The organism is Mammaliicoccus sp. D-M19, assembly GCF_022386695.1.
GTDB classification, from domain to species: domain Bacteria; phylum Bacillota; class Bacilli; order Staphylococcales; family Staphylococcaceae; genus Mammaliicoccus; species Mammaliicoccus sciuri.
Genome location: NZ_JAJNHW010000009.1, coordinates 39,716 through 60,835, shown reverse-complemented (window position 1 = coordinate 60,835; position 21,120 = coordinate 39,716). Strand labels below are relative to the sequence as shown.

Sequence of the window (21,120 nt, the reverse complement as noted above, 5' to 3'; positions counted from 1 at the left end):
TTATCTTAAATATTCACAAACTTTCTCTATATCATGATGGAATACTCTATCTTGTGTTATTGAAGGAACAATCGCTCTTAATTCATCGTATTTCTCTTTTGTCTTAGGCGACAGTTTCTCTACCCCTTTAATTTCTACAGCTTGTAAAGCGATGATACACTCTATTGAAATGACTCTTCTTACATTTTGGATTATCTGATAAGCATGCCTAGCACCAATCGTTCCCATTGATACATGGTCCTCTTGGTTTGCAGATGATGGTATTGAATCAACGCTTGCTGGATGTGCTAATGTCTTATTCTCTGAAACGAGTGATGCTGCTGCATATTGCATAATCATAGCACCACTTTGTAATCCTGGCTCTGGACTTAAGAATGCTGGTAAGCCTCCATTGAGTTGTGGATTAACTAATCTTTCAAGTCTTCTTTCTGATACATTCGCTAACTCAGCGACACCTATTTTTAAGAAATCAACGGCAAATGCAATGGGTTGCCCGTGGAAGTTACCACCTGATATTACAAGAGTTTCATCATCATTATCAAAAATCAACGGATTATCATTAGCTGCATTCATTTCAAATTCTAATTTTTCTTTTACATAATTCAGTACTTGGAAGCTTGCACCGTGAATTTGAGGTATACATCTCAATGTGTATGCATCTTGCACGCGCACTTCACCTTGTTTAGTTGTTAATTTAGAACCTTCTAACCAATTTCTCATACGCTCTGCTACTTCAACTTGTTCGTTAAAGTTTCTTACGATATGCACATGTTCATCATATGCGTCTACAATACCGTTCAGTGCTTGATGCGTTAAAGCAGCAATCCATTCTGCATGATGCGCAATATTTTCAGCTTCAATATATGCAATCACACCTTGAGATGTCATAGCTTGTGTACCGTTTATAAGGGCTAATCCTTCTTTTGCTTGTAATGAGTGTGGCTCTAATCCTACTTCGTGTAAGACTTCTTTCGCATTTCTTGTTTCACCTTTATAATGGACATCTCCTTCGCCAATTAAGGCTAAAGCTAAATGAGATAATGGCGCTAAATCTCCTGAAGCACCTAATGATCCTTGCTCAGGTATGACAGGGATAATTCTTCGATTAATAAATTCTACAAGTAACGCTACAAGTTGCTCAGTAACACCTGAATGTCCTTTTAACATAGTATTTAACCTTAAAACCATCATGATTAATGACACATTATCAGGAAATGGTTTACCTGTACCACAAGAATGAGAACGAATTAAATTGACTTGTAAATCGTTATATTTTTCTTGTTCTATTAGCACATCACTAAATAATCCGAAACCAGTCGTAATACCATAAATCGTTTCTTTATTTTTAATGATTTTTTCAACTGTTTCACGACTTTTTCTGACATTAACTAATGCCTCTTCTGAAATGGATATTTGACCATTTTCTTTTAAGAATTGTTTAATGTCTTGAATTGTTAATTCTTTACCATTCAATACTAAATTCACTGAAAACACTCCTTTTTAGGACACAAAAAATACAACAAACCTAAATTTGTTGCACCTTTCTTCTATCTAGTATCTAATAGGTGTTTCTATGTCTTATATATGATTAATACCTAATCCAATTGTTTCATGCTCTTTACCTTTAATAGGTGCGCCGATTGTGCCATATAAACTCACAGCTATCCATTCACCTTCTGTTTTATCTTGATAAGGATAACCTCTTACTATTGAAAATTTCAAACCAACCGTTCGCATAATTTCACCAATAGATAATTCACCTCTTGTAATACCATTCACCGCTTCTAAAATCGCATGGTATAACGCGTGTGTTTCTCTATACTGACTTTCCGAAATAATCCCTTGTCTTCTAGCTGCTGTTTCAACAGATGAAATAATTTTATTTAATGACATCGTACCAATTTTGCCTACAATAAATCGCATGTCATGACATTGAGGCATTAACTGCTTTGCTGTTTGTTCATCTGTGATTGTTAATAACGTAGCATACTTGCCAATTGATATTTGTTCAGTCATGTGAAAGCTCCTATCTTATCTAATAACTAATGTCTATATTTATTTTAAGTATACGCTTTCAGAAATTTTCTGACAATACTTTTTAGAACATCCATAACTCAGTGATTGATTAATATATTAGTCTGTTAAAGTAATTTCTTTGTGATCTTTTAGAAAATACACTGTTCAATTTCAACTTTAAGTGGCATAATAAATCGTACAATTATTTGAAGGTGGGTTAATATGAAGACTATTTCATCTGTCACAATTCCAAAAAGAGAACAAGAATCTCACAAAGGGGATTATGGTAGGATATTATTAATCGGAGGTAATGCTAATTTAGGTGGGGCTATTATTTTAGCAGCTAGGGCATGTGTTTTTAGTGGTAGTGGGCTTATAACCGTTTCTACACATTCATCAAATTTTGCTGCATTACATTCAAGATGTCCTGAAGCAATGGTTTCAGATATCACTGATTTAAAAAAGCTTTCCAAATTAATTGAGCAATCGGATTGTATATTAATTGGTCCAGGTCTCGGTTTAGATTTTAAAGGGAATAACACATTAACATTTCTATTTCAGAATATTCAGCCACACCAAACATTAATTATTGATGGAGATGCTATTACAATTTTAAGTAAGTTAAAGCATACTTTACCTGAATGTGAGATTATCTTTACACCTCATCAAAAAGAATGGGAAAGACTGAGTAATATCCCGATTGAAGAACAAACATATGAAAACAATAAAGAAGCGGTTGATGCTTTAAATGCAACAGTCGTATTGAAAAAACATGGTACTGAATTATTCTTTAAAGATCATGAATATAAATTATCTATCGGTACACCTGCTATGGCAACAGGTGGAATGGGAGATACGTTAGCAGGTATGATCACAAGTTTCGTTGGACAATTTGAGTTAGAAGAAGCGGTTATTAACGCAACTTATATTCACAGTTATATTGGTGAAAAGCTTTCTAAAGATATGTATATCGTACCGCCATCCAAACTTATAGATGAAATTCCATATGCTATGAAATCATTCGAAGCATAAATATTTAAAATAAAAAAGCATATCACGCTACTGATGATGATCAGTAAGATTGTGATATGCTTCTTTTATATATTATTCTTCGTTATTATCTTGTTCTTCGATGTCTTCATTCACACGTTCAATGAAGTCTTCTCTTAAATCTTCTTTACCATCTTGTGTTTCAGTTTCAACAACTTCAGTCTCTGTTGTTTCTTCTAACACACCTTCAACTGGTGATTCTGCAATTTCATTTTCGTCTGGTTCAACTTTAGCTACTGTTGCCACATGTTGATTATCACCTAAACGAATTAATCTTACACCTTGAGCACTTCTACCATTTTGAGAGATATCCGCTACGTGTAGTCTAATAATAACACCTGAATTTGTAACAATCATCAAGTCTTCGTCACCGTTGACAGTTGTGATACAAACAAGGTTACCATTCTTCTCAGTTAGCGTGGCAGTCTTAATACCTTTACCACCTCTATTAGAAATACGATATTGATCAGCTGAAGTACGTTTACCATAACCTTTTTCAGTTACGATAAGTATTTCATCTTGTTGATCTTCATCTGTTACATCTAATCCAATAACTTCATCATCTTCTCTTAATGTAATACCCTTCACGCCAGCTGCTGTTCTTCCTAATGGGCGTAATTTAGATTCATCAAAGCGTATCAATGATGCATGTTTCGTACCAATAATGATTTCTTTCGTACCATCCGTCAGTCTAACCGCAATAAGCTCGTCGCCTTCTTTAAAGTTGATTGCAATTTTACCGTTTTTGTTAATTCGTGAGAAATTAGATAATTTAGAACGTTTAACTGTACCATGTTTAGTAGCAAAGACTAAGTAATCTTCTTCACTTGATAAGTCTTTAACAGCTATCATTGTACTAATCATTTCATCTTTATCGATTTCTAAAGCATTAACGATTGGTAAGCCTTTAGATTGTCTAGACATTTCAGGAATTTCATAACCCTTAAGTTTGTATACACGACCTTTATTCGTAAAGAATAAGACATTATCATGTGTACTTAAAGTTACGAGTTGGCTAACAAAGTCATCTTCTATCGTATTCATACCTTGTACACCACGTCCACCTCTATTTTGTGAACGATATGTAGATACCGGTAATCGTTTAATATAGTTGTTATGACTTAATGAAATAACGATTTGTTCTTCTGGGATTAAGTCTTCATCTTCAATTTGATCAAGACCCGCTGCCGTAATTTCTGTACGACGCTCATCACCATATTTATCTCTTATTTCAGTAATTTCTTCTCGGATGATTTCTAGTAATTTTTCTTCATCACTTAAAATCTCTTTTAATTCTTCAATAAGTTTAAGTAAATCTTGATATTCTTTTTCGATTTTGTCGCGTTCTAAACCAGTTAAACGACGTAAACGCATATCTAAAATCGCTTGCGCTTGTCTTTCAGATAGGTTGAAACGATTTTGTAAACCTTCCATCGCTTCTGAGTCACTTTGTGATTCACGAATTAATGTAATGATTTCATCGATATGATCTAACGCAATTCTTAATCCTTCTAGAATATGCGCTCTATCTTGAGCTTTTTTCAAGTTATATTTCGTACGTCTTGTTACGACATCTTTTTGGTGTTCTAAATAATGATATAGAACTGCACGTAAGCCTAATAATTTAGGTTTACCATCAACTAGTGCAATCATATTCACACCAAATGATGTTTGTAATGGTGTTTGTTTATATAGATTGTTCAGAATAACATTAGCATTTGCATCTTTTCTAACTTCTATAACAATACGTACACCGACTTTTAAGCTTGTTTCATCTCTTAAGTCTGTAATACCTTCAATTTTCTTATCACGCGCTAATTCAGCAATTTTCTCGATTAATCTTGCTTTATTAACTTGGTAAGGTATTTCAGATACGACGATACGTTCCTTACCATTTTTCATAACTTCAATTTCAGAACGAGCTCTCATTAAGATTGATCCACGACCAGTTTCGTATGCACGTCTAATTCCGCTTCTACCCATAATTAAACCAGCTGTTGGGAAGTCAGGACCTTGAACGATATCCATTAACTCATTTGTTGTAATTTCTGGGTTATGACTAAGCGCTAATACGCCGTCTATAACTTCATTTAAGTTATGAGGTGGAATATTTGTTGCCATACCAACTGCGATACCTGATGTACCATTCACCAATAAATTAGGGAATCTTGCAGGTAAGACTACCGGCTCTCTTTCATTTCCATCGTAGTTGTCTTGGAAATCAATCGTATCTTTATTGATATCTCTTAATAATTCACTTGTGATTTTAGCCATACGTGCTTCTGTATAACGCATTGCAGCAGCACCATCACCATCCATAGAACCAAAGTTCCCTTGGCCATCTACTAATGGATATCTATAACTAAAGTCTTGTGCCATACGTACCATTGCTTCATAAATAGATGAGTCACCGTGTGGGTGATATTTACCCATTACGTCACCAACAATACGTGCAGACTTCTTGTAAGGTTTGTCTGAAGTCATACCTTGATCATTCATACCATATAAAATACGTCTATGAACTGGTTTTAAACCGTCTCTAACATCGGGTAATGCACGAGATACAATTACACTCATTGCATAGTCTAAGAATGATTCTTTCATTTCTTTACTGATGTTACGTTCACTAACTCTTGATTGTGGTATTTCAGCCATTAATCATATCCTCCTTAAATCGTAAATGATGCTTTATATATCTAACGTTGCGTATTCGGCATTTTCTTCAATAAATTGACGACGAAACTCAACAACATCTCCCATAAGCATTTCAAAAGTTTCGTCAGCTTCTATCGCATCTGTTAGTGTTACTTGAAGCATTGAACGATGTTCAGGATTCATTGTTGTTTCCCACAATTGATCAGCATTCATCTCTCCAAGACCTTTATAACGTGCTATAGACAATTTCGGTGTTGAGCTAAGTTCTTCTTTTAATTTATCTAATTCTCTATCGTTAAATACATAATATTTTTTCTTACCTTGTTCAACTTTGTATAAAGGTGGTTGTGCAATGTATACATAACCCGCTTCAATAAGTGGTCTCATAAATCTATAGAAGAATGTTAATAATAACGTTCTAATATGGGCACCATCGACATCGGCATCTGTCATGATAACTAATTTATGATATCTCGCTTTACTAATATCAAACTCTCCACCAATACCTGTTCCTAGTCCTGTAATCATGGCACGAATTTCGTTATTACCTAAAATTCTATCTAAACGTGCTTTTTCAACGTTTAAAATCTTACCACGTAACGGTAGAATCGCTTGTGTCTTAGAGTCACGACCTAATTTAGCAGAGCCCCCGGCAGAGTCACCCTCAACGATATATAATTCACATTCTTCAGGTTTCTTACTTGAACAGTCTGCAAGTTTACCAGGTAAGCTTGAAACTTCTAATGCAGATTTACGTCTTGTAACTTCTCTCGCTTTTTTAGCGGCAAGACGTGCTCTAGAAGCCATGACACCTTTATCAACAATAATTCTTGCCACGTTTGGATTCTCTAATAAGAATCGTTCAAAGAGTTCAGAGAATAATTTGTCAACGATTTGACGTACTTCTGAGTTACCTAATTTAGTCTTTGTTTGACCTTCGAATTGAGGATCACCGTGTTTAACAGATACAACAGCAGTCATACCTTCACGTACGTCTTCACCAGAAAGCTTTTCTTCTCCTTCTTTAAGAAGCTTATTCTTAATACCATAGCTGTTAATAACACGCGTTAATGCACGTTTAAATCCATCCTCATGCGTACCACCTTCATAAGTATGAATGTTGTTCGCATAAGTTAATAAATTCGTCGCAAAACCGTTGTTATATTGAATTGCAATTTCAACTTCTACGTCATCTTTAGTATCGTGAATATAAATTGGCTCATCATATAGTACTTCTTTAGATTTATTTAACATTTCAACATAAGATTTAATACCGCCTTCATAGTGGTATGAATCTTCTTGGATGTTTTCATCATCTCTTTCATCTCTCAAAGAAATTTGGATACCTTTATTTAAGAATGCTAATTCACGAATACGTTTTTGTAATGTTTCATAGTCATATTCAGTTGTTTCAGTAAAGATTTCACCGTCAGCTTTAAAGCGTATTGTTGTACCTGTATGATCTGTATCACCAATGACTTTCAAATCAAATGCTGGTACGCCTCTTTCATATGCTTGATGATAAATTTTATTATTAAGGTGAACGTAAACTTCTAAATTAGAAGATAACGCATTTACGACAGATGAACCTACACCGTGTAAACCACCAGATACTTTGTATCCGCCACCGCCAAATTTACCACCGGCATGAAGTACTGTTAAGATAACTTCTACAGCAGGACGTCCCATTTTCTCTTGAATATCAACAGGTATACCTCTACCGTTATCTGTTACTTTAATCCAATTGTCCTTTTCTATTACAAGTTCAACATGATCTGCATATCCAGCTAATGCTTCATCGATACTGTTATCTACAATTTCCCAAACGAGATGATGTAATCCTCTTGCAGATGTAGAACCTATATACATACCAGGGCGTTTACGGACTGCCTCTAAACCTTCTAATACTTGTATCTGATCTGCACCATAACTTGAAGCGTTATTTTGTTCTGACACGTATTTCCACCTTCACTTTCATCTACTCAATAATATTGCCTTTAGATACGTTAAATACCTTGGCATCTTTCATAATCTCATGCTCTATTCCATCAACAGATGTTGTTGTTACAAACGTTTGTACCTTCTCTTGAATTGTACTTAATAAATGGGTTTGTCGATTATCATCAAGTTCACTTAGCACATCGTCTAACAGTAGAATTGGATATTCACCAACAACTTGATTAATCAACTCAATCTCAGCAAGCTTTATGGATAATGCTGTCGTACGTTGCTGTCCTTGAGAACCATAAGTTTGTACATTCATATCATTAACATGAAAACTAATGTCGTCTCTATGCGGTCCAAACCGTGCACTTCCACGCTCAATCTCTTTATCCATTGAATCATTAAGCAACGAACAAAAAACATTTTTAAGTCCAGGTACATCTTGATATGTTTCTGACAGTTTAATATTCGGCTCGTATTGAACCTTTAAACTTTCTTTTTCGCTCGTAATGCCTTGATGAATCACTTCGGCAATCTTTTCTAATTCACGAATAAAGTGCGCACGTTTCAAAGTCACATTTGCTGCCGCTTCTGAAAATTGTTCATTGAATACTTCTAACATCGTTCGATCTTTCATTTTCCCAATTTGTAATTGTTTGAGGTAATGATTTTTTTGTTTAAGTAATCTTTGATAATTAGATAAATGATTTAAATAGACCGCAGACATCTGACCGAGTTCCATATCAATAAAACGTCGTCTGATTTGCGGGCTACCTTTTACAATATTTAAATCTTCTGGTGCGAACAACACCACATTTAAGTGACCAATATACTGCGTTAATCGGCTCTGTTCTAGATGATTAACTCTCGCCTTTTTGCCTTTTTTCGTAATGATTAAAGAAATAGGCATTGAGCCGTGGCGATAACTTAGTTCACCTTCTATTTTACCATACTCTTCACCAAACTGTATGAGTTCTTTATCATTCGAAGTCCTATGACTTTTAGCTAGTGCTAAAGTATAGATAGATTCTAATAAATTCGTCTTACCTTGCGCGTTCTCACCAATTAATATATTAACATTGGAATTAAAATCAAGTGTACATTTATCATAATTTCTATAATGAGTTAAAGTAAGTTTCTGTAATATCATAATCTATTCACTGAGATGGTTAATACGAAATTGACCTTCAGAAGGAATTTCGACTAAATCACCATCATGTAATTTTTTTCCACGACGAGTTTCACGTTCACCATTTATTAATACTTCTTCATCTTGGAGGAACCATTTAGCCTGACCACCCGTTCCAATGACGCCTTCATTTTTTAGGAATTGACCTAAAGTAATATCGTCTTTTACTGAGATATCTTGTACCACTATCTTCACTCCAATCTTAATTAGTCATCTCTATATTATACCTTTTTTTCACCAAAAAATCATGCTTTTACGCACAATTCATTTTAAGATAAATTAATCTTCAAAATATTTATATTCTAAGTGAAAAATTAAGTCCGGAACTTAAACATTATTTTCATAATAAAATCAAAAAAGTATAGCTAACGAGTATAGTGAGATACTATGGCGCCTGTTAGTTACACTTCACGCGACTTTTGTTACTATAGACGCCCTATCCTTAAACTTTCACACGAAAAAGCTGAGACAATGATCTTTGTCTCAGCTTTCTAAATATTTATATTGCTTTATCTTTCTTTGTAAAAATTAAAATCAAACTGATTAACAGGAATGCTGTTCCTGCTAAAAATGGAATTGTGATGAAGCCAAATACATTAATATACTCTGATGAACATGGAACACCTTGTGTACATGGTTTGATTTCTGCAAATCCTGGTACTTTTTGCTCTAAGTAATGCCATGTGGATATCAATAGTCCAATGATTGATAAAGGTAGGGCTATTTTTTTAACATTAAAATCATTTTGGAATGAGCCAATTCCGAGTATTAACACGAGTGGATACATACAGATTCTTTGATACCAGCACATTGTACATGGGACAAATTGTCGTATCTCACTAAAGTATAAACTACCTAACATAGCTACTAAAGCTATTACCCAGGAAATAAATAGTGCATATTGTTGCTTCAAATATATCACCTATTTTTACTTATTTTTCTTTTCTATAGCTTGATCGATTGCTTTAGAAACTTTGTCGTAATCCATTGGATCTGATAATACTTTACCATCTACTACAATTGTAGGTGTAACGTCTACATCGTATTTATTTGTTAAATCTGAATCATTTTTCATTTGTTTATAAGACTCTGAATTTCTATCTTTCACTAATTTCATGATTTGATCTTTTTTAGATTTATTAATATCTAATCCGTCTACTGCTTTTTGGACTACTTTAAGATCTAACCATTCGTCATCTGTTTCTGCATTGTGGTCATCTGGTTGTGCTTCAAATAATGCTCTATGGAAATCCCAATATGCATCAGGTGCGATTTTATAAACAGCATGTGCTGATGCACCACCAATTTCAGATCCTTCACCGTGGAATGGTGCGTTCACAAATCTATATTCCACTTTGTCTTTATCGATATAATCTTTTTCTATTTGATCCATGTAATTCGTTTCAAATGCTTTACATGCTGGACATTTAAAATCTCCGAATTCAACTATTTGAACTTTAGCTTTATCTTTTTTATGTGTTGGATTATCTTTTGTATCTTTTGATAAGTCTGTGGCTTTAACAGTTCTATCAAATAGACTATCTTCTTTGTTGTCACTTCCGCTTCCACCAAACACAACAAGCAATACGATACCTACGACAACAACAAGTATTGCTATCATTAAAAACATAATATTACTGTTACTATTTTTATTCGCCATATTAATCCCTCAATCTCTTTTGTTGATAATATAAATTTTATACTATCACTTAAAGAAATTCTATATCATTCAATAAAAATTCATTAAGGTTTTGTGACAAAATGGTGATTAATATTTTCGTAAAAATTATTTAGTAATTTTTAATGCATTTTTTAAATTTTTGATAACGCCTTTTTCATAAGTGAGCACGCTACCACGATACGTTTTCGCTGCAAACACCAGTAGAATGATACATGTAACGATTGAAATGACAATTCCTAAAATTAAATGCCATTCAGGTGTAGTTTCTGATGTTGTTCTTAATAACATCACCATTGGCGATAACATTGGAATAAAGCTTGTCACTTTTACAAGCATTGTATCTGGGTTTGAAATACTAAATATCGCAATATAGAATGCTGCTAATGAAATAAATGTAACTGGCATCATAGATTGAGCAAGATCTTCTATACGGCTCGTTAATGCCCCTAGAATAGCCGCTAATGAAATATAGGATACAACACCCAAAATTAAGTAAACGGCGCCATAAATAATGATTCTCGTCGTCTCAGAGCCATATTCAACGCCAGCTGACTCAAATAGTCCTTTCAAATCAAATGCGAATATACTAATTACAATTGCAAGTATGATAAAGAATATTTGTGTAAAGGCTACTGCAATGATTGCGAGTATTTTCGCGGATACATGAATCGACGGTTTCACACTTGTAACAATCATTTCAATCACACGTGTTGTTTTTTCAGTCGCAATTTCTGAACCGATTTGGTTAGCGTAATTGATTGTGATAAAGAATGATAAGAAAATGATGATGTAAACAACAGCTGAGTTTAGTGCTTGAACTTTCGGATTAACATCACTAGATTGTTTTTCATCATTCGATTTAATTTCTTCTGTCTTCACATCACTTGGTGTATTTAACGTTTTCAAATCTTTTTCTGATAGATTTAATTTTTGCGCTGTTAATGATGATTGCATTTGGCTAAGCGTTGATTGTAAGGTCATTTTCTCACTTTCACTTACATTGCCTTTTTCATAAATTGTGCCATCTACTTTTTCACCATTCACGTTTACTTGAATTAAACGTTTATACTTTTCGTCTTTAACACCTTTTTTACCTTTTTCGAGTGAAACTTTTTCTACTTTTTCAATATCATCGTTTTGTTTATATTGCTTTTCTAATACTTTATAGATCATATCGTTATCTGTTTGTATCGCAACAACTTTACTATCGTTATCAAAGAAATCAATAATTTTGTCGATGTTACTTAATGCAAAGATTAAAATCATAAAAATTGCAGTCATGATGATAAATGATTTACTTTTCACTTTTTGCATATACGTTAAATTAAATGTCGGCCAGAATTTATTCATGCTTATCACCTACCTTAGCTATAAAGATATCGTTTAGAGATGGTTCTGCAACTTGGAATCGTTTGAGGTAACCTAACTTCGTCACATTTTGATAAATACTTTCTGCATGTTTTTCATCAGAAATTGTGATTTTAACGCCTTTTTTAGTCGTTTTAAATGCTTCTACACCTTCAAAGTCTTTTAAGAATTCTAAATCATAGTCGCCTTCGATAAATACATCTTTCTTACCAAAGTCATCTTTAACTTGATCAAGAGAACCAGCAACGACTGCTTTACCTTTATTCATAATGCAAATATAGTCACAAAGTTCTTCTACATGTTCCATTCTATGTGAGCTGAATATAATCGTTGTGCCTTGTTCTTTTAAATCTTTAACAGCAGCTTTAAGCAATTCAACATTGACTGGATCAAGTCCACTGAATGGTTCATCAAGAATTAATAATTCGGGTTTATGAATGATTGCAGCAATCAGTTGTACTTTTTGTTGATTACCTTTCGATAATGCTTCGATCTTTTTTTCTTTATTTTCAAATGCATCAAATCGTTTCAACCAATAATCTAATGCTTCTGAAATATCTTTTCTTTTCATGCCTTTTAGTTCAGCTAAATATTGCACTTGCTCCCAAACTTTTAATTTTGGATGCAATCCTCTTTCTTCAGGTAAATAACCAATCGTATTGGTCATATTATAGTCAATTGGCTTGTCGTTAAATGTCACAACTCCAGTTGTCTTTGGTAATAAACCTAAAATCATACGAAATGTTGTCGTTTTACCTGCACCATTTCCGCCTAAAAATCCATACATCGTACCTTTAGGAACTTCCAAATTAACATCATGTACAGCCGTAAAGTCATTGAATTTTTTGGAAACATCTTTAATTAGTAATGTCATAATGTTTACTCCTTTTCTTTAGATTCTATTTCTGAAATATCTATATTCTCGTCTTCTTCGAAAATAAATAATTCATCTATAGATACTTCGAACACTTGAGAAAGCTTATGTGCTAGTACTAACGTGGGATTGAATTTGTAACGCTCAATAGAATTGATTGTTTGTCTAGACACTTTAACCAATCGAGAGAGTTCACTTTGTGTCATGTTTTTCTGTGTGCGATATTCATAAACTTTGTTTTTCAATTCATCACTTCCTGTCAAGTTAACTTTACAATATATGAATTTTTACACCGTGTCAAGTAAACTTGACACAAAAAATAGCTGAGACCCAAATTAGGTCCCAGCCATTACATGTTTATTAATATGTTCTGATTGGTAAGATAAGTTGTACGACAGTTTCGTCGTCTTTAGGTTTAAGAATAAACGGTCTCATTGTACCAAAGAATTCTACTTGTACTTCATCGTTGTCGATAGCTTTTAATGCATCCATCATGTATTTAGAGTTAAATGAGATTTTTAATGATTCACCTTCAACATTGTCTGTAGATACATCTTCTTTAACTGTACCGATTTCTGGTGAAGTAGATGATAATTCAACTTTATCAACATCCGTAGATAATTTAATGACGTTGTTACCACCCTCACGTGCTAATAGTGATGCACGATCTATTGCATGATAGAACTCACTATTATCTAAGATGATTTTAGTTTCATAGTTCTCTGGGAATAGTCTTGTTGTATCTGGATAGTTCCCTTCAAGTAATCTTGAAATAAAGTTAATGTGACCAACTTTAAATAATACTTGGTTACTTGCAAAGAAGATATTGATGTCTTCTTCAGAATCAGAAACGATTTTGTTTAATTCAGATAAAGCTTTACCCGGGATAATAACATTTTTATCATCGATTTCTTCGTCTTCTAATTTTAATTTTCTTAATGCAAGTCTGTGTGAATCTGTTGCAGTACAGATTAGTTCATTGTTTTGAATAAGCCAGTTAACACCTGTTAATACAGGGCGTGTTTCTGACGTGGACACTGCAAAGTTCGTTTGTGCGATAATGTTCTTTAATACTTTAATTGGTAATTTAATTGCATCGTCTTCAGATACTTGCGGTAATAATGGATATTGATCTGGATCTAAGCCACTTACGTTAAATTCAGAATGTCCTGATGTGATCAGTGTTTTAAATTGATCATTCGTTGATAAATTAACGGTTTTACCTGGTAATTTTTTAACGATATCTACAAAGAAACGTCCTGGAAGTACTACAGAACCTTTTTCTTCAATATCTACAATTTTTTCACCATCAATATTTTGATTTATTGTTATTTCTATTGATATTTCAGAGTCTGATCCTGTTAAGATGATGCCTTTATCTGTAGCATCTATCTTGATTCCTGTAAGTATCGGTAATGTAGTTCTTGGTGAAATTGCTTTTAATGTATCATTCAATTGATTAAGAAAGTAATCTCGTTGAATTGTAAATTTCATAACTTATAAAACTCCTTCCAGTCGTTATATATTTAATTATATATCTTTTAAAATCATAGTAATAGTCATAGGGGCTGTGGATTGGTGGATAACTCGCCTTAAATGGTGATATAAAAGTTATTCACATGTTGATAAACTGTGTATGAATGTGCACAACTTATCAACATTATCCACGAATTTGTTTTTCCAGTTGTTCTAAATCATTTTTGAGTTCTGGGTTATTTTCTAAATCTTTTTTAATTTTATCATGTGCATGGATGACAGTTGTATGATCTCGTCCACCAAATTCTTCACCAATTTTAGGTAATGAAAAATCAGTAAGTTCTCTTGATAGATACATAGCGATTTGTCTCGGATATGCAATTGATTTTGTACGTTTCTTAGCAGCAAAGTCTTCGATTCTAACGTTATACATTTTACCAACAGCTTGTTGAATGTCTTGAATCGTGATTTTAGTAGATCTTGGTGATGAAATAATATCTTTAAGTGCTTCTGCTACTAAATCTGTATTAATCGGTTTATTTCTAAGTTTGGAGTACGCTAATACTCTCGTTAAAGCACCTTCTAATTCACGTATATTGGATTGAATTGAATTAGCGATATAAGTTAAAGCTTCAACAGGTATATCTAAGTTTTCTTCTTCGATTTTCTTTTGTAAAATAGCCATTCTCGTCTCAAAGTCAGGAGGCGTAATATCTACTATTAATCCCCATTCGAAACGTGTTCTTAAACGATCTTCTAAAGTTGGAATTTCTTTAGGCGGACGGTCACTTGAGATGACGATTTGCTTTTTATTTTGATGTAAATCATTAAAAGTATGGAAGAATTCTTCTTGCGTTTGCTCTTTCTTTTGAATGAATTGAATGTCATCTATTAAGAGCACATCGATGTTTCGATATTTGTCTCTAAAGCTTTCCGTATCGTTCATACGTATAGACTTAATAAATTCATTTGTGAATTTTTCGCTAGATGTATATAGAACGTTAGCATTTGGATTTTGTTCAAGCACATAATGACCAATTGCATGCATTAAATGTGTCTTTCCTAAACCGACGCCTCCATATATGAAAAGCGGATTATAAGCATTGGCTGGTTCTTCGGCTACTGCTAGTGAAGCAGCGTGCGGGAACTGGTTACCAGGTCCAATAACGAATGTATCAAAAGTGTTATTACTGTTCAGCTGACTATTTGTAACTTCTTCATATGCTTCAGTTTCTTTAGGTTTTTCTGGCTGTTCAGTGAAATCTTCACTTTGTAAATCTTCTTCTGATATAAATTTAACTTGAACTTTGTCTCCAATCACTTCATATATAAAGTTTGTGACGTGTTCATGATATTTATTGGTTAACCACTCAGCGACAAAAGGACTTTGTGCAACAACTATTGCGCGCTTACTATCAATTTGATGTAAGTAAGTCCCTTTGAACCATGTATTATAACCAGCAGAAGCGATTTGATCTTCAGCAATAGATAACACTTGCTCCCAAATTTCTTCTTTTGAATTCATAAAAGTCCTCTTTCTCATTTAAATTTATTGAGTTATACACATAAAATAAGATTGTTGATAAAGAAAAGCACAGGTTGTGAATTATTATCCACAACTTACACACAAACGGTGGATAACTACACTTTATAATTCTCTTGTCCACAATCTTTACACGTAAATATTTGTGAAATAATCACAGTAATATCAATGCTTTGTATAACTTATCCACACAATTATACTTTTAAACAAATCGAGTTGTCAAATACCTGTGAATATGTGCAGTTTGATGAGATTATACTGTGAATAAGAATATATCTTAATCAATTTATCCACAAAAAGTTGGTTATGTATTGTGAATAAGTGGATAACTTAATAAATAGAAGTTGTAAATTTCTTCTTGATTTTTAAAATCTGATTTGTTATAGTTTAGTAGTTATTGAAATTGTGACAAATCACACGTATGGTATAAATAATTTTGAAACTAATCTTCTGATATATATAAATGAATATCATACAAATGATAATCTAATGTAGAATTAGATGTTAAGAATAATTAATGGAGGTGTTCTTAAATGGTAAAACGTACGTATCAACCAAATAAACGTAAACATAGTAAAGTACACGGTTTCCGTGCACGCATGAGTTCTAAAAACGGCCGTAAAGTATTAGCTCGCCGTCGTCGTAAAGGTAGAAAAGTATTATCAGCTTAAGATCACTGAAGAGCAGTGGTCTTTTTTTTGTTTTAATTGAAGGAATTGTTTTGTATAATAAACAATAATTAAGTGATGTATTGTGGAGTGGATGTTTGTGGAAAAGGCTTATCGAATTAAGAAAAATAATGATTTTCAAAGAATTTATAAAAAAGGTAAGTCAGTCGCTAATAGACAATTTGTTATTTACACAGCTGAAAATGATCTTGATCACTTTAGATTAGGTATAAGTGTTTCAAAGAAAATGGGTAATGCTGTTACAAGAAATAGAATTAAAAGGTCCATTAGAGAATGTTTTAAGAATCATAAAGAAAATATTATTCCTAAAGACATCATTGTTATCGCTCGAAACCAAGCTGTTGATTTAAAAGTCATTGAAACACAGAAGAGTCTAGAGCATGTATTGAAGATTGCTAAAGTTTTTAATAAACGTATTCCCTAAGTATTGATATATTACTAGGAGGTTGCAGCATGCTTAAATCGCGCTATGAAGGACAATCAGTAGAACAAGCACTACAACAAGGTTTAGAAGATTTGAATGTTCAAGAACAACAAGTAAGAATTGATGTTATTAATGAAGGTAAAAAAGGTATTTTTGGATTTATGAAACAAGATGCACAAATTGAACTAACTGTAATCGATCCAGAACTTAAACAGTTTGAATCAATTGAAGCATTAAAAAATCGTCACGAGTCGGTCGAAGAGGACGATAGCCCATTAATAGATGAAGTGACACATCAAGAAGACACAATAATAGAAGAAAAAGATATTCAGTCAGAAACAGGCATACGTGAAAATCGCAATCAGAAAAAAGATTCATTAAATGAAGTGGCACAAAACACTTTAGATTATGTACTTAATATCATAAGAGAAATGGATATTGATGTAGATGGTTCATATGAAATTAAGTCTAATACAATTTATATTAATATGACTTCCAACAATGCTGCTTATATAATAGGTAAGCGTGGTCAAATTTTAAACGCCTTACAAATAGTAGGTCAAAATTATATGCATCAATTTGTTAAAGGTTATTATACGCTTATATTAGATATCGAATCATATCGAGAAAAGCGTAAAGAAACGTTAGAAAAATTGGCGCTTAATATGGCTAAGAAAGCAACTCAGACAAAGAGACCGGTTAAATTAGAACCAATGCCAAACTTTGAACGTAAAATTATGCATCAAGCAGTCAGTAAAATTGAAAATATCGAAACATACTCTGAAGGAAGAGAACCACATCGATATTTAGTCATTAAGAATAAATAAAAATAGTCGGAGTGAGTCATCTCGCTCCGCATTTTTTCGAACAATATATTCGAAAAATATTACAAAACCATTTACAATCAATAGAATAGTTATTAATGGTGGAGGAGAATATCATGGATTTAGATACAATTACAAGTATCTCAACGCCTATGGGTGAAGGTGCAATAGCAATCGTACGATTAAGTGGTCCGGATGCCTTAAATATTGCTAATCGTATATATAAAGGTAAGAAACAAATTACTGAAGTGGCATCACATACAATTAATTATGGTCATATTATTGATCCTGAGACTGATGAAGTCGTAGAAGAAGTCATGGTTGCTGTTATGAAAGCACCAAAGACTTTTACGAGAGAAGACATCGTTGAAATAAATTGTCATGGTGGTTTAGTAACAGTTAATCGTGTACTTGAGTTAACGTTATCTAATGGTGCTAGAATAGCAGAACCAGGTGAGTTTACGAAACGAGCATTCTTACACGGACGTATTGACTTGTCTCAAGCAGAAGCGGTTATGGATTTCATCCGTTCTAAGACGGAACGCGCATCGAAGGTAGCCTTAGGTCAGATGGAAGGACGTCTAAGTAGTCTTATTAAAGGCTTAAGACAGTCCATATTAGAAATACTTGCTCAAGTAGAAGTGAATATTGATTATCCTGAATACGATGACGTAGAAGAAGCTACGACTAAATTCTTATTAAAAGAATCAAGGCATATTGAAAATGAAATCGATCAATTATTAAGAACAGGCCAGCAAGGTAAAATTATGCGCGAAGGTCTATCAACAGTCATTGTTGGGAAACCAAACGTAGGTAAAAGTTCTATGCTTAACAACTTGATTCAAGATAATAAAGCGATTGTTACTGAAGTAGCTGGTACAACAAGAGATGTATTAGAAGAATACGTCAATGTTCGTGGTGTACCATTAAGATTAGTGGATACTGCAGGTATTCGTGAAACAGAAGACATCGTAGAAAAAATAGGTGTAGAAAGATCAAGAAAAGCTTTATCAGAAGCAGATTTAATTTTATTTGTTCTTAATTATAATGAAGCATTAACGGAAAATGACTATCAGCTATTTGATGTCATTAAAGATGAAGATGTGATTGTGATTATAAACAAAATGGACTTAGAACAGAAGTTAGATATTGATGAATTAAAAGCAATGATAGGTGACCATCCTTTAGTTCAAACTTCTATGGTTGAACAACAAGGTATTGAAGAACTTGAACAGAAGATTTCAGAGTTATTCTTTGGTGGACAAGTACAAGCACAAGATATGACATATGTCTCAAATTCAAGACATATAGCATTATTAAAAGACGCTAAGACATCTATAAATGATGCAATTCAATCTGCTGAAGACGGTGTACCTATAGATATCGTACAAATAGATTTAATCAAAACTTGGGAATTGCTCGGTGAAGTAATTGGTGAAGAAGCAAGTGATTCACTAATTGACCAACTGTTTAGTCAATTCTGTCTCGGAAAATAAAAAGGAGGAAAAATTTTGACACAAAAATATGACGTTATTGTTGTCGGCGCTGGACATGCAGGTGTGGAAGCTGGTTTAGCTTCTGCAAGACGTGGTGCAAAAACACTAATGCTTACAATTAACCTTGATAGTGTAGCATTTATGCCATGTAATCCATCAGTTGGTGGTCCAGCTAAAGGAATTGTTGTAAGAGAAATCGATGCGCTTGGTGGTCAAATGGCTAAGACAATCGATAAGACACACATTCAAATGCGTATGTTAAACACTGGTAAAGGTCCAGCTGTAAGAGCATTACGTGCACAAGCAGATAAAGTATTGTATCAAGAAGAAATGAAACGTGTGATTGAAGATGAACCAAATCTTGATATTATGCAAGGTATGGTTGAACGTTTAATTATAGAAGATAATAAAGTTAAAGGTGTAGAAATGGTTATCGGCTCAACTTATGAAGCGGATGCTGTTGTATTAACGACAGGTACATTTTTACGTGGTGAAATTATTTTAGGTAACTTGAAATATTCAAGTGGACCAAACCACCAAATGCCATCTATTAAATTAGCTGAACACTTGAAAGAATTAGGCTTTGATATCGTGAGATTCAAGACTGGTACGCCTCCACGTGTTAATGGTAATACAATAGATTACAGCAAAACAGAAATTCAACCAGGTGATGAAGTAGGACGTGCGTTCAGTTATGAAACGACAGAATACATTTTAGATCAATTACCTTGTTGGTTAACATATACAAATGAACAAACGCATAAAGTTATCGACGATAATTTACATTTATCTGCTATGTACTCAGGTATGATTAAAGGTACAGGTCCAAGATATTGTCCTTCAATTGAAGATAAATTTGTTAGATTCAATGATAAACCAAGACACCAATTGTTCTTAGAGCCAGAAGGACGTAAGACACAAGAAGTATACGTACAAGGTCTATCAACAAGTTTACCTGAACATGTTCAACGTAAAATGTTAGAAACAATTCCAGGACTTGAAAAAGCAGACATGATGCGTGCCGGTTACGCAATTGAATATGATGCAATTGTGCCAACACAATTATGGCCAACACTGGAAACGAAAGTCGTTACAAACTTATTTACTGCGGGTCAAATTAATGGTACTTCAGGATATGAAGAAGCGGCAGGACAAGGTTTAATGGCAGGTATCAACGCTGCTGGTAAAGTATTAGGTAAAGAAGACGTTATATTACGTCGTTCAGATGCTTATATCGGTGTGTTAATTGATGATTTAGTTACAAAAGGTACGAACGAACCATACCGTTTATTAACTTCTAGAGCAGAACATCGTCTATTATTAAGACATGATAATGCAGACTTAAGACTGACAGATATCGGTTATGAAATTGGTATGATTTCTGAAGAACGTTACGCTAAATTTAATCAAAAACGTGAAGCAATTTCAGCTGAACAAGAAAGATTAAGAGGTATTCGTATTAAACCGAATGCACATACACAAAGTGTTATCGAAAGTCGCGGTGGAACAGCGCTTAAAGACGGTATATTAGCTTTAGATCTATTACGTAGACCAGAAATGGATTACGCAGCTATTATGGAAATCTTACAAGAAACTTCACCAGTAGATGAAGACGTACAAGAACAAGTAGAAATTCAAACGAAATACGAAGGTTATATCCAAAAATCATTAGCACAAGTTGAAAAAATGAAACGTATGGAAGATAAAAAAATTCCTGAAAATATCGATTATGATGCAATCAATAGTTTAGCGACTGAAGCACGTCAAAAACTTAAAGAAGTTAAGCCACTTGATATTGCACAAGCTTCTCGTATTTCAGGTGTAAACCCTGCAGATATTTCGATTTTACTTGTGTACATTGAACAAGGTAAAATTCAGAAGGTGAACTAAC

The 21,120-nt window shown here is 33.5% G+C and carries 19 protein-coding genes; 6 read left to right on the top strand and 13 right to left on the bottom strand.

Annotation, left to right across the window (positions count from 1 at the left end; all coding sequences use genetic code 11):
* Window positions 1-1,485 (bottom strand): histidine ammonia-lyase, encoded by a 1,485-nt coding sequence (gene hutH / locus LQ675_RS13220; RefSeq protein WP_048542867.1) that lies wholly within the window; start codon window positions 1,483-1,485, stop codon window positions 1-3.
* 93 nt (window positions 1,486-1,578) lie between these two features.
* Entirely contained in the window at window positions 1,579-2,016 is a 438-nt protein-coding gene (gene hutP / locus LQ675_RS13215; protein ID WP_078354850.1) for a hut operon transcriptional regulator HutP, read from the bottom strand.
* Between the two features lie 222 nt (window positions 2,017-2,238).
* Here hutP and LQ675_RS13210 point away from each other — a divergent pair, with 222 nt between their 5' ends.
* Window positions 2,239-3,048: an NAD(P)H-hydrate dehydratase gene (locus tag LQ675_RS13210; RefSeq protein ID WP_048542870.1), complete on the top strand. Its 810-nt coding sequence runs from the start codon at window positions 2,239-2,241 to the stop codon at window positions 3,046-3,048.
* 72 nt (window positions 3,049-3,120) lie between these two features.
* On the opposite strand, the gene gyrA is transcribed toward LQ675_RS13210, so the two are convergent.
* The 11 genes from gyrA to dnaA all read right to left on the bottom strand — a co-directional run bounded on the left by gyrA (window position 3,121) and on the right by dnaA (window position 15,778).
* Window positions 3,121-5,721, bottom strand: a complete 2,601-nt coding sequence (gene gyrA / locus LQ675_RS13205) for a DNA gyrase subunit A (protein WP_078354851.1) — start codon at window positions 5,719-5,721, stop codon at window positions 3,121-3,123.
* Between the two features lie 33 nt (window positions 5,722-5,754).
* On the bottom strand, window positions 5,755-7,677 hold the full coding sequence (gyrB, locus tag LQ675_RS13200; protein WP_025906237.1) for a DNA topoisomerase (ATP-hydrolyzing) subunit B: 1,923 nt from the start codon (window positions 7,675-7,677) through the stop codon (window positions 5,755-5,757).
* A gap of 22 nt (window positions 7,678-7,699) precedes the next feature.
* A complete protein-coding gene (gene recF / locus LQ675_RS13195; protein WP_058590716.1) occupies window positions 7,700-8,815 on the bottom strand; it encodes a DNA replication/repair protein RecF in 1,116 nt (371 codons plus the stop codon).
* A 3-nt stretch (window positions 8,816-8,818) separates the two neighbouring features.
* Window positions 8,819-9,049: a S4 domain-containing protein YaaA gene (gene yaaA / locus LQ675_RS13190; protein WP_269750679.1), complete on the bottom strand. Its 231-nt coding sequence runs from the start codon at window positions 9,047-9,049 to the stop codon at window positions 8,819-8,821.
* A 304-nt stretch (window positions 9,050-9,353) separates the two neighbouring features.
* Window positions 9,354-9,767, bottom strand: coding sequence for a disulfide oxidoreductase (locus tag LQ675_RS13185; RefSeq protein WP_025906234.1), 414 nt, complete (start codon window positions 9,765-9,767; stop codon window positions 9,354-9,356).
* Window positions 9,768-9,782: 15 nt separating this feature from the next.
* Window positions 9,783-10,514: a DsbA family protein gene (locus tag LQ675_RS13180; RefSeq protein WP_058590717.1), complete on the bottom strand. Its 732-nt coding sequence runs from the start codon at window positions 10,512-10,514 to the stop codon at window positions 9,783-9,785.
* Between the two features lie 126 nt (window positions 10,515-10,640).
* The gene (locus tag LQ675_RS13175; RefSeq protein WP_058590718.1) at window positions 10,641-11,885 is read right to left on the bottom strand and encodes an ABC transporter permease; all 1,245 of its coding nucleotides are present in this window, start codon (window positions 11,883-11,885) and stop codon (window positions 10,641-10,643) included.
* Window positions 11,878-12,777: an ABC transporter ATP-binding protein gene (locus LQ675_RS13170; RefSeq protein ID WP_078354854.1), complete on the bottom strand. Its 900-nt coding sequence runs from the start codon at window positions 12,775-12,777 to the stop codon at window positions 11,878-11,880. Before LQ675_RS13170 ends, LQ675_RS13175 begins: the two co-directional genes overlap by 8 nt.
* A 5-nt stretch (window positions 12,778-12,782) precedes the next feature.
* On the bottom strand, window positions 12,783-13,022 hold the full coding sequence (locus tag LQ675_RS13165; RefSeq protein ID WP_048542884.1) for a helix-turn-helix transcriptional regulator: 240 nt from the start codon (window positions 13,020-13,022) through the stop codon (window positions 12,783-12,785).
* Between the two features lie 115 nt (window positions 13,023-13,137).
* The gene (gene dnaN, locus LQ675_RS13160; protein WP_037589476.1) at window positions 13,138-14,271 is read right to left on the bottom strand and encodes a DNA polymerase III subunit beta; all 1,134 of its coding nucleotides are present in this window, start codon (window positions 14,269-14,271) and stop codon (window positions 13,138-13,140) included.
* A gap of 166 nt (window positions 14,272-14,437) precedes the next feature.
* Window positions 14,438-15,778, bottom strand: a complete 1,341-nt coding sequence (gene dnaA / locus LQ675_RS13155; protein ID WP_048542887.1) for a chromosomal replication initiator protein DnaA — start codon at window positions 15,776-15,778, stop codon at window positions 14,438-14,440.
* A 551-nt stretch (window positions 15,779-16,329) separates the two neighbouring features.
* Between dnaA and rpmH the strand changes: the two genes are divergently transcribed.
* From rpmH to mnmG, 5 genes are all read left to right on the top strand, one after another.
* On the top strand, window positions 16,330-16,467 hold the full coding sequence (gene rpmH, locus LQ675_RS13150) for a 50S ribosomal protein L34 (protein ID WP_016999186.1): 138 nt from the start codon (window positions 16,330-16,332) through the stop codon (window positions 16,465-16,467).
* Between the two features lie 97 nt (window positions 16,468-16,564).
* Complete coding sequence (gene rnpA / locus LQ675_RS13145) at window positions 16,565-16,909, top strand: ribonuclease P protein component (protein WP_025906220.1); 345 nt, start codon at window positions 16,565-16,567, stop codon at window positions 16,907-16,909.
* 29 nt (window positions 16,910-16,938) lie between these two features.
* On the top strand, window positions 16,939-17,736 hold the full coding sequence (gene jag, locus LQ675_RS13140) for an RNA-binding cell elongation regulator Jag/EloR (protein WP_107603084.1): 798 nt from the start codon (window positions 16,939-16,941) through the stop codon (window positions 17,734-17,736).
* Between the two features lie 113 nt (window positions 17,737-17,849).
* A complete protein-coding gene (gene mnmE / locus LQ675_RS13135) occupies window positions 17,850-19,229 on the top strand; it encodes a tRNA uridine-5-carboxymethylaminomethyl(34) synthesis GTPase MnmE (RefSeq protein ID WP_239728031.1) in 1,380 nt (459 codons plus the stop codon).
* Between the two features lie 15 nt (window positions 19,230-19,244).
* Window positions 19,245-21,119 (top strand): tRNA uridine-5-carboxymethylaminomethyl(34) synthesis enzyme MnmG, encoded by a 1,875-nt coding sequence (gene mnmG, locus LQ675_RS13130; RefSeq protein ID WP_048542892.1) that lies wholly within the window; start codon window positions 19,245-19,247, stop codon window positions 21,117-21,119.
* Window position 21,120: the final 1 nt, after the last annotated feature.

Coding starts and splice junctions, on each gene's coding strand:
- hutP (WP_078354850.1), bottom strand. CDS start 2,016: ATGACTGAACAAATATCAATTGGCAAGTATGCTACGTTATTAACAATC.
- LQ675_RS13210 (WP_048542870.1), top strand. CDS start 2,239: ATGAAGACTATTTCATCTGTCACAATTCCAAAAAGAGAACAAGAATCT.
- gyrA (WP_078354851.1), bottom strand. CDS start 5,721: ATGGCTGAAATACCACAATCAAGAGTTAGTGAACGTAACATCAGTAAA.
- recF (WP_058590716.1), bottom strand. CDS start 8,815: ATGATATTACAGAAACTTACTTTAACTCATTATAGAAATTATGATAAA.
- LQ675_RS13180 (WP_058590717.1), bottom strand. CDS start 10,514: ATGGCGAATAAAAATAGTAACAGTAATATTATGTTTTTAATGATAGCA.
- LQ675_RS13175 (WP_058590718.1), bottom strand. CDS start 11,885: ATGAATAAATTCTGGCCGACATTTAATTTAACGTATATGCAAAAAGTG.
- LQ675_RS13170 (WP_078354854.1), bottom strand. CDS start 12,777: ATGACATTACTAATTAAAGATGTTTCCAAAAAATTCAATGACTTTACG.
- dnaN (WP_037589476.1), bottom strand. CDS start 14,271: ATGAAATTTACAATTCAACGAGATTACTTTCTTAATCAATTGAATGAT.
- dnaA (WP_048542887.1), bottom strand. CDS start 15,778: ATGAATTCAAAAGAAGAAATTTGGGAGCAAGTGTTATCTATTGCTGAA.
- rpmH (WP_016999186.1), top strand. CDS start 16,330: ATGGTAAAACGTACGTATCAACCAAATAAACGTAAACATAGTAAAGTA.
- jag (WP_107603084.1), top strand. CDS start 16,939: ATGCTTAAATCGCGCTATGAAGGACAATCAGTAGAACAAGCACTACAA.
- mnmE (WP_239728031.1), top strand. CDS start 17,850: ATGGATTTAGATACAATTACAAGTATCTCAACGCCTATGGGTGAAGGT.